The organism is Phenylobacterium sp., from assembly GCF_035569475.1.
GTDB lineage: Bacteria > Pseudomonadota > Alphaproteobacteria > Caulobacterales > Caulobacteraceae > Phenylobacterium.
On the sequence record NZ_DATMNA010000070.1, the window covers coordinates 1 to 7,327 of the forward strand.

The window sequence follows — 7,327 nt, forward strand, 5'->3', positions numbered from 1 at the left end:
CGCAGCGGGTCGGAGGTGGGGTTTCTCGGCCTCCCGGCGCAGCTCGAAGCTCAGTCTCGCGCCGAGAGCGGAGCGCGACCCCACCTCCGTCAGCCCTCCGGCTGACACCTCCTCCCACAAGGGGAGGAGGAACGCCAAGCCACGGCCCATCCTCAGAATGAACGTCGATTCAGCCTAGCGCAGCCGCGCGGGCGACAGGGCCTCGGCGCTCACGCCTTCGGCGACGATATCCGAGGGGAGGTCGCGGCGGCGCGCCAGGGCGGCGGCGGCGCGGGCGGCGGCGGGCGCGGTCTGGACGCCGTAGCCGCCCTGCCCGGCCAGCCAGAAGAAGCCCGGCGTCTCGAGGTCGTAGCCGATCACTGGCGAGCGGTCGGCCACGAAGCTGCGCAGCCCGGCCCAGGAGCGCACGATGCGCCGCACCGGGATGTCGGCGGCGTCCTGCACGCGCTCGATGCAGACCGCCACGTCCATGTCGTCGGCCCAGGCGTCGTGCGGCTCGGCCGGGGTCTCGTCGGCCGGCGAGGCCAGGATGCGGCCGGCGTCGGGCTTGAAGTAGAACTGCTCGTCCACGTCGATCACCGCCGGCCAGGCGCGGATGTCGAGGCCCTCCGGCGCGTCGACGATCACCGCGGTGCGGCGCATGGGCTGCAGGCCCACGGGCCTGACGCCGGCCATGGCGGCGACGACGTCGGCCCAGGCGCCGGCGGCGTTGACCACGGCGGCCGCCTCGAAGCTCTCCCCCGAGGCGCAGGTGACGACGAAGCCATCGGCCCGCCGGGCGACACCGGTGACCTCGGCGTTCAGCCGGATCTCGGCGCCGCGGGCCTTGGCCCCGCGCAGGAAGCCCTGGTGCAGGCCCGCCACGTCGGCGTCCATGGCGTCCGCTTCGTAGAGCCCGGCGCCCACGTAGTCGGGCCGCAGCGCCGGGACCATGGCCAGGACGGCGGCTTTGTCGAGCGGCTCCACGACGCCCGGCACGGAGGCGAGCGCCTCGACCTGGTCGGGCCGCGCCAGGTGCAGGCAGCCGCGGGGCGTCAGCAGCGGGTAATCGGCGAAGCCCTGAGGCGGCGCCTCGAAGAAGGCCCGGCTGGCCCGCGTCAGGCCGCGGATCACCTCGTTGCCGTAGCTCTCCATGAACAGCGCCGCCGAGCGCCCCGTCGTATGGTGGCCGTGCGCCTCCTCCCGCTCCAGCAGCAGCACCCGGGCCCCGTCGGCCAGCTCATAGGCCGCCCCCGCGCCCGCCATGCCGGAGCCGATGATCACGAAATCGAAAGCGGGCACTGGGACGGGCTCCTGGGATTTTGGGACGCGAGGCGCGACCCATAGCCAATCGGCCGCCTCGCCGCCAACCCCCGGCCCGGATTGCGCCGGTATCCGCCCGCCGAGGCGCCGCGGCTAGCGCGTCCTGATCTGGGCCACGGCCTCGACGCGGGGGTCGTTGGCGATGTCGCTGGGCGCGACGAAGCCCAGGCCGTCCCAGGGGACCTCCACGCCGACGGCTTTCAGGCAGCGGGCGACGTACTCCGAGCAGATGAATTCGTCCTTGGGACCGAGGCTCGGGTGCAGGCGACGGCCGAACCGGCTGACGGCGATGCGCAGGGCGATCTTGAAGGTCTCGGCCTGCGAAAAGCGGTCGCCAAGGCGCTGGAAGGCGAAGGCGGCCATCTTCTTCCACGGCTTGCGCCTGGTCTTGGCGGCCATCGCCCCGTGCCGCGCCAGCAGGATCTTCCCCGGATAGGGGTGCACGCCGGAGCTGGTGCGGCTGATGAAGGTGGAGAGCGGCACGGCCCGGACGCCGATCTTCTCCACGCATTCGAGCACGAGGACGCGGTCGACCTCCTCCAGCCGAAACGCGATGCCGAGTTGGCTCCAGGGGCTTCGCGTCGCCCAGCGGATCAGGCGTGAGAACCCGTCGTTGGCCGAGCAGAGCAGCAGGTCGCCGTCGCGAACGACCTCGCGGATGCTGTCGTAGGGCTGCGGCTTCAGCGTCTGCAGGACGTCAGGTTGGATGGCCATCGCGCCCTAAACGCACGGCAGAGCTGAAGGCTCAGCGGGAGCCGCTCAACCGGTCAGGAGTTGGCCTATGATCGATGAGGTCCAGCCTCGAGGGAATTGATGGCCATGTCCGCGCACGAACCCCAGCTCAACCCGATCCCGATCAAGACGCTGCGGCCGACCCAGATCACGGTCGGCTTTCGCGAGGTAAGCGAGAAACGGCGGCAATGGCGCGACCAGGCCGGCGACAAGGGGTCGGAGTTCCTCGGCAAGCACATGGTCCCGGTGGTCTGGGGGCCGAAGGAGCGCCACTACGTCGTCGACCACCACCACCTCTGCCGGGCGCTCCACGAGGAGGGCGTCGCCGATATCCTGGTCAATGTCGTGGCCGACCTGAGGCGCCTGGGCCAGCGCGAGTTCTGGACCTACCTCGACAATCGCGCCTGGTGCCACGCCTACGACGGCGAGGGCCGGCGCAGGGGCTTCGACGACATCCCCGCCTCGATCGCCGGAATGACCGACGACCCGTACCGCAGCCTGGCAGGCGAGCTGCGGCGGGCCGGCGGCTACGCCAAGGACATCACCCCGTTCAGCGAGTTCATCTGGGCGGACTTCCTGCGCCGGCGCGTGAAGCCCAAGCTGCTGGCCGACAATTTCTCGGCGGCCCTGACCCGGGCGCTGAAGCTGGCCAAGGACGAGACCTCCAGCTACCTGCCCGGCTGGTGCGGCCCCAACCCGATCGTCTAGAGGCGGGCGGCCAGGATCCCTTCGCCAAGGCCTCCGGGCCTCCTGTCCTCGGCCAGCACGGACATCCGCACGAGGTCGGAGAGCGTTTCAGCGGCCAGCTTCTTCATCAGGTTCGCTCGGTGCAGCTCCACCGTGCGCGGGCTGATGTGGAGATCGAGGCCGATCATCTTGTTGGTCTTGCCGCAAACGAGCCCGCGCAGCACGTCGCCTTCGCGCGGCGTCATTCGCCTGAGCGCCTCCCGAAACCGTTCGCGGGACTGGTCCTCCTCGTCGGCCGTCACCAGCCTGTGGAGCGCCCGGCGCACGGCCGCCAGAAGCCCATCGCAATCGAACGGCTTCTGGATGAAATCCGTCGCGCCCGCCTTCATCACCTCCACAGCCAGGCTCACGTCCGCGTCGCCCGTGATCATGATGGTGCTGAAGGGAAAGCCCGCGGCCGCGATCCGCCGGACCAGCTCCAGCCCATCCATCTCTGGCATCCTGAGGTCGGCGACGACGCACCCCATGGGGAGCCGCGGCGCGTCCTCCAGGAACTCCACCGCGCTCTCGTAGGTGCGCACCAAGAGGTCGGCTCCGCGAAACAGGCGCGTCAACGCCTGCCGGAGCGCCGCGTCGTCATCGATGACGTAGGCCTCGGCCACGACTGAGGCGCGGCTGAACCCGCAGGCGCAACGGGACAGCGCGCGCGGCGTCATGATCGAGGCTCACCGGGCGCGGGCTCGGGGGGCGCCAGCGCCGCCACCCTCCTCAGCAGGTCGGCGGCGGCGGCGACGGTCAGCGGCTTGGGCGCAAGGACGTCGTAGCCGGCGGAGAGGTCGCGGGGCGGATCCGACGAGCAACAGGCCACGAAGGTACGGCGCACCTTGCCCTCGCGCCGACGCAGCCGCCGCACGGCCTCGTCGCCATGGCCATCGGGCATGTGACGATCCATGACCACGACATCGAAACGTCTCAGGCTGCAGGCGTGCAGCGCCGCGGCGCCGCTGACCGCCAGGAATACGTGGCATCCCAGCGCCTCGAAGATCGCCTGCGCGCATCGGCGATGGGTCGGATGGTCATCCGCCACCAGCACGCTCAGATGGAAGTCGGGCGCGCTGAAATCATCCGGCAGGACCGCGAGGCTGAATTCAGAGCAGACCGCGTCCCCGGCAGGGGCGTCGAGTTCATCTTCTGAATCGGTCATGTCGGCCCATGATGCACGCCGTTGAAAGGACCCAGGTTCCTCCCGCGCATCGCCACGGGCCGTCCTGCAAGAAAGCTACCCCTTCGGACCTGTGGCCTTCCATGGAGTCACGGGCGCACTTTCTGCCAAAACACGGGCAGTTTCGGCCAACCCAATTCTGTTGCGCTCAAGCTTTTCGGAGATTCAATACTGACCTGCGCTGGCCCCCGAGATCCGAGCTACGCGCGGCGACCTCCGACGTCAGTATCCTGCTCCGATCGGGCGATTTGCTCGACAGTGTGGACTGGAACCGTTGCCGATAGTCGCCGGGGGTGACGTCGAGATGCCGGGCGAAGGCTCGTCGCATCGCCTGGGGGCTCGAGAACCCGGCTTGGAACGCGACCTGCTGCAGCGAAAGCTGGCTCTCCTCGAGCAGGCGCCGCGCCGCGTCGATGCGCGTCAGCTCGACGTAGGTGGCCGGCGTCATTTGCGTCTCACTGGCGAAGGCGCGGGCGAAGTTGCGCTGGCTCATCCCGACCTCGCGCGCGAGCTGGGAGACGGATAGGCCCTCGCGGAGATGGTCGTGGATCCATTGCTGCGCGCGCTGGATCGGTTCGCGCGACACATACTGGGCGGCCAATTGCGCGCTGAACTGCGACTGGCCGCCGGGCCGCTTGAGGAACATCACGAAGAAGCGCGCCACAGCCAGCGCCGTCTCGCGTCCCAGGTCCTCCTCGATCAGGGCGAGCATCAGGTCGAAGGCCGAGGTCACGCCGGCGCAGCTGAACATCGGCCCGTCGCGGACGAAGATGCGGTCAGGCTCGACGATGGCCTCGGGATAGAGCGCCGCCAGTTGCGCGGCGAACTGCCAATGGGTCGTGACGCGCCGCCGCCTGAGCAATCCGGCCGCCCCGAGCACGAAGGCGCCGGTGCAGGTCGAGCCGTAGCGGCGCGTGCGCGGCGCCATGGCGCGCAACCACTCCGTCATGGCGGGGGTCGAGGGCATCGGCGTCCCCCGCGTGGCCGGGATGGCGATCAGCGTATCGATCGGCTCGGTCAGTTCGTCGAAGGTGACATCGGCCGCGATGGTCGGGCCCGCAGCGGAGCGAACCGGACCGCACCGCTCCGAGACCAGGACGACGCGATAGTGGTCCTGGCCGGTCTGGACGTTCGCCTCGTGCAGGGTGTCCGCGATCGCCGCGATCTCCACCAGCGGAGGGCGGATGGGCGATGTGAGGATGGCGACGAGCATGGCGACCGGCCTTCCTGGCCCGCCATCTTTTTCGGCCGCGGACCGAAGCCGAGTTCGGTTCCTGAACCGTAACCATTTAGGGCCGATCTACGTTCAATTCCAAGCCGACTTCGACGCCGTCGGCGCAAAACGCGCCCTCGCCTCTCGCCACCGCCCGCGCCTCTGCTAACACTGGTGCGGTTCAGCTTGGGGGAGCCCACATCCACATGAACCGTCGCAACTTCATCGCCGCCGTTCCGGCCGCCGCTTTCGCCGGGCGGGCCTTCGCCACCAGCCGGCAGGAGAACCCGGTCCGCGACCGGCCCGACGTGCACGGCGGCGACCGCATCGACGGGGCGACCTGGGCCAGCCGCAGCCCCGCCTGGGGCCTGCACGGCGCGGCGGCCACGGCGCATCCGCTGGCGACGCTGGCGGCCATCGAGATCCTCAAGGCGGGCGGCTCGGCGGTGGACGCGGCGGTCTGCGCCAACGCTGTCCTGGGCTTCGGCGAGCCGATCTCCTGCGGGGTCGGCGGCGACTGCTTCGCCCTCTTGTGGGACCCCAGGAGCCGCAAGGTGCTGGGCCTCAACGGCTCGGGCCGCAGCCCCAGGGGCCTGACGCTCGCCGAACAGCGCCGGCGCGCCAACGCCAAGGGCCTGATCAATTCCTTCGGCGCGGTCTCGGTCAGCGTGCCGGGCGCGGTCGACGCCTGGTGGACCCTGCACCAGAAGTTCGGAAAGCTGCCGTGGAAGGACCTCTTCCAGCCGGCCATCCGCCACGCCGAGGAAGGCGCGCCGATCGTCCAGAACGTGGCCTTCTACGTCGGCGGCTCGCAGCGGACCTTCAACAAGCCCGAGAACCACATCGAGGAAGTCGCCAACTTCAACGCGCTCTGGGCGCCGAACGGCAAGACCCCGCGCGAGGGCGAGGTGTTCCGCAACCCCATGCTGGCCCACACCTACCGGCTGATCGCCGAGGGCGGCGGGCGCGCCTTCTACGAGGGCGAGATCGCCGACAAGATCGAGGCCTATTTCAAGCGCATCGGCGGCTGGATGACCAAGGCGGACCTGGCCGCACACCACACCGAATGGGTCGAGCCGCATTCGATCAACTACCGCGGGACCGACGTCTGGGGCCTGCCGCCCAACAGCCAGGGCCTGGTCACCCTGCAGATGCTCAACATCATGGAGCAGTTCGACATCAAGGCGATGGGCTTCCAGTCGGCCCAGACCCTGCATCACGAGGTGGAGGCCAAGCGGCTGGCCTTCGAGGACCGCGCCAGGTTCTACGCCGACCCGACGTTCTACAAGCAGCCCACCGAGTGGCTGCTGTCGAAGGACTACGCCAGGGAACGGGCCAGGCTGATCCGGCCGGACCGCATCCTGAACCCGGCCTATGCGGGACAGGCGCCCAGCCACGGCGACACCACCTATTTCACCGTCGCCGACAAGGACGGGCTGATGGTCAGCCAGATCCAGTCCAACTATCGCGGCATGGGCTCGGGCCTGATGCCGGACGGCCTGGGCTTCATGTTCCAGAACCGCGGCGAGCTGTTCGCGCTTCAGGACGGCCACCCCAACGTCTATGCGCCGGGCAAGCGGCCGTTCCAGACCATCATCCCGGGCTTCGCCACCCGCGGCGGCGAGCCCCTGCTGGCCTTCGGGGTCATGGGCGGGGACATGCAGCCGCAGGGCCAGGCGCAGGTGATCTCCAACCTGATCGACTTCGAGCTCGGCCTGCAGGAGGCGGGCGACTCGCCGCGCTGGCACCACGAGGGCGGGAACGAACCCACGGGCGAGAACCTGGGCCCCATCGGCAAGCTCAACCTGGAGACCGGCGTGCCGGACGCGACGAAGAAGGCGTTGGCCGAGCTGGGCTGGCCGCTGGCGCCCAACCCCGGCGTCTACGGCGGCTACGAAGCCATCTGGCGCCACCCCGGCCGCTACGCCGCGGCCACCGAGATGCGCAAGGACGGCGCGGCGCTCGCGTACTAGTCGGCGGCGCGGCGGGCGACGATCACCTCGGTCTCGACGCGCTCCTCGAACCGGCCGGACGGAGTCTGGGTCAGCAGCGCCTCGGCCAACGCGGCTTCGAAGGCCGCCGCCCGGTCGCCGAACCTGGGCCGCGCGGCGTAGGACAGCGAATAGACCGCGCCGATCACCGAGGCGACGTCGCGAACGAAGTCGGTCTCG

Annotated in this window: 8 protein-coding genes; 2 read left to right on the plus strand and 6 right to left on the minus strand. The window is 70.0% G+C overall.

From position 1 onward, the window contains the following. Positions 1-174: 174 nt before the first annotated feature. A complete protein-coding gene (locus VNW53_RS10640; RefSeq protein WP_325555592.1) occupies positions 175-1,281 on the minus strand; it encodes an FAD-binding oxidoreductase in 1,107 nt (368 codons plus the stop codon). 114 nt (positions 1,282-1,395) lie between these two features. Continuing rightward, complete coding sequence (locus VNW53_RS10645) at positions 1,396-2,016, minus strand: hypothetical protein (RefSeq protein ID WP_325555594.1); 621 nt, start codon at positions 2,014-2,016, stop codon at positions 1,396-1,398. A 105-nt stretch (positions 2,017-2,121) separates the two neighbouring features. Here VNW53_RS10645 and VNW53_RS10650 point away from each other — a divergent pair, with 105 nt between their 5' ends. Beyond that, the gene (locus VNW53_RS10650) at positions 2,122-2,742 is read left to right on the plus strand and encodes a ParB-like protein (RefSeq protein WP_325555596.1); all 621 of its coding nucleotides are present in this window, start codon (positions 2,122-2,124) and stop codon (positions 2,740-2,742) included. Here VNW53_RS10650 and VNW53_RS10655 read toward each other — a convergent pair. The 3 genes from VNW53_RS10655 to VNW53_RS10665 form a co-directional block, all read right to left on the minus strand. Continuing rightward, complete coding sequence (locus VNW53_RS10655) at positions 2,739-3,437, minus strand: response regulator transcription factor (protein WP_325555597.1); 699 nt, start codon at positions 3,435-3,437, stop codon at positions 2,739-2,741. The two genes, VNW53_RS10650 and VNW53_RS10655, sit on opposite strands and share 4 nt — an antisense overlap. Beyond that, a complete protein-coding gene (locus VNW53_RS10660) occupies positions 3,434-3,925 on the minus strand; it encodes a response regulator (protein ID WP_325555598.1) in 492 nt (163 codons plus the stop codon). The genes VNW53_RS10655 and VNW53_RS10660 overlap by 4 nt, the downstream gene beginning before the upstream one ends. Before the next feature lie 166 nt (positions 3,926-4,091). After that, positions 4,092-5,156 (minus strand): GlxA family transcriptional regulator, encoded by a 1,065-nt coding sequence (locus tag VNW53_RS10665; RefSeq protein WP_325555600.1) that lies wholly within the window; start codon positions 5,154-5,156, stop codon positions 4,092-4,094. 206 nt (positions 5,157-5,362) lie between these two features. On the opposite strand from VNW53_RS10665, the gene VNW53_RS10670 reads away from it, so the two are divergent. Then, complete coding sequence (locus VNW53_RS10670; RefSeq protein WP_325555601.1) at positions 5,363-7,129, plus strand: gamma-glutamyltransferase family protein; 1,767 nt, start codon at positions 5,363-5,365, stop codon at positions 7,127-7,129. Here VNW53_RS10670 and VNW53_RS10675 read toward each other — a convergent pair. After that, positions 7,126-7,327 (minus strand): hypothetical protein (locus tag VNW53_RS10675; RefSeq protein ID WP_325555603.1); only part of this gene is annotated, 202 nt, incomplete at its 5' end. The two genes, VNW53_RS10670 and VNW53_RS10675, sit on opposite strands and share 4 nt — an antisense overlap.

What these genes read in the sequence shown, in the direction of transcription:
- VNW53_RS10670 (WP_325555601.1), top strand. Translation starts at nt 5,363, where the DNA reads ATGAACCGTCGCAACTTCATCGCCGCCGTTCCGGCCGCCGCTTTCGCC.
- VNW53_RS10655 (WP_325555597.1), bottom strand. Translation starts at nt 3,437, where the DNA reads ATGACGCCGCGCGCGCTGTCCCGTTGCGCCTGCGGGTTCAGCCGCGCC.
- VNW53_RS10650 (WP_325555596.1), top strand. Translation starts at nt 2,122, where the DNA reads ATGTCCGCGCACGAACCCCAGCTCAACCCGATCCCGATCAAGACGCTG.
- VNW53_RS10645 (WP_325555594.1), bottom strand. Translation starts at nt 2,016, where the DNA reads ATGGCCATCCAACCTGACGTCCTGCAGACGCTGAAGCCGCAGCCCTAC.
- VNW53_RS10665 (WP_325555600.1), bottom strand. Translation starts at nt 5,156, where the DNA reads ATGCTCGTCGCCATCCTCACATCGCCCATCCGCCCTCCGCTGGTGGAG.
- VNW53_RS10660 (WP_325555598.1), bottom strand. Translation starts at nt 3,925, where the DNA reads ATGACCGATTCAGAAGATGAACTCGACGCCCCTGCCGGGGACGCGGTC.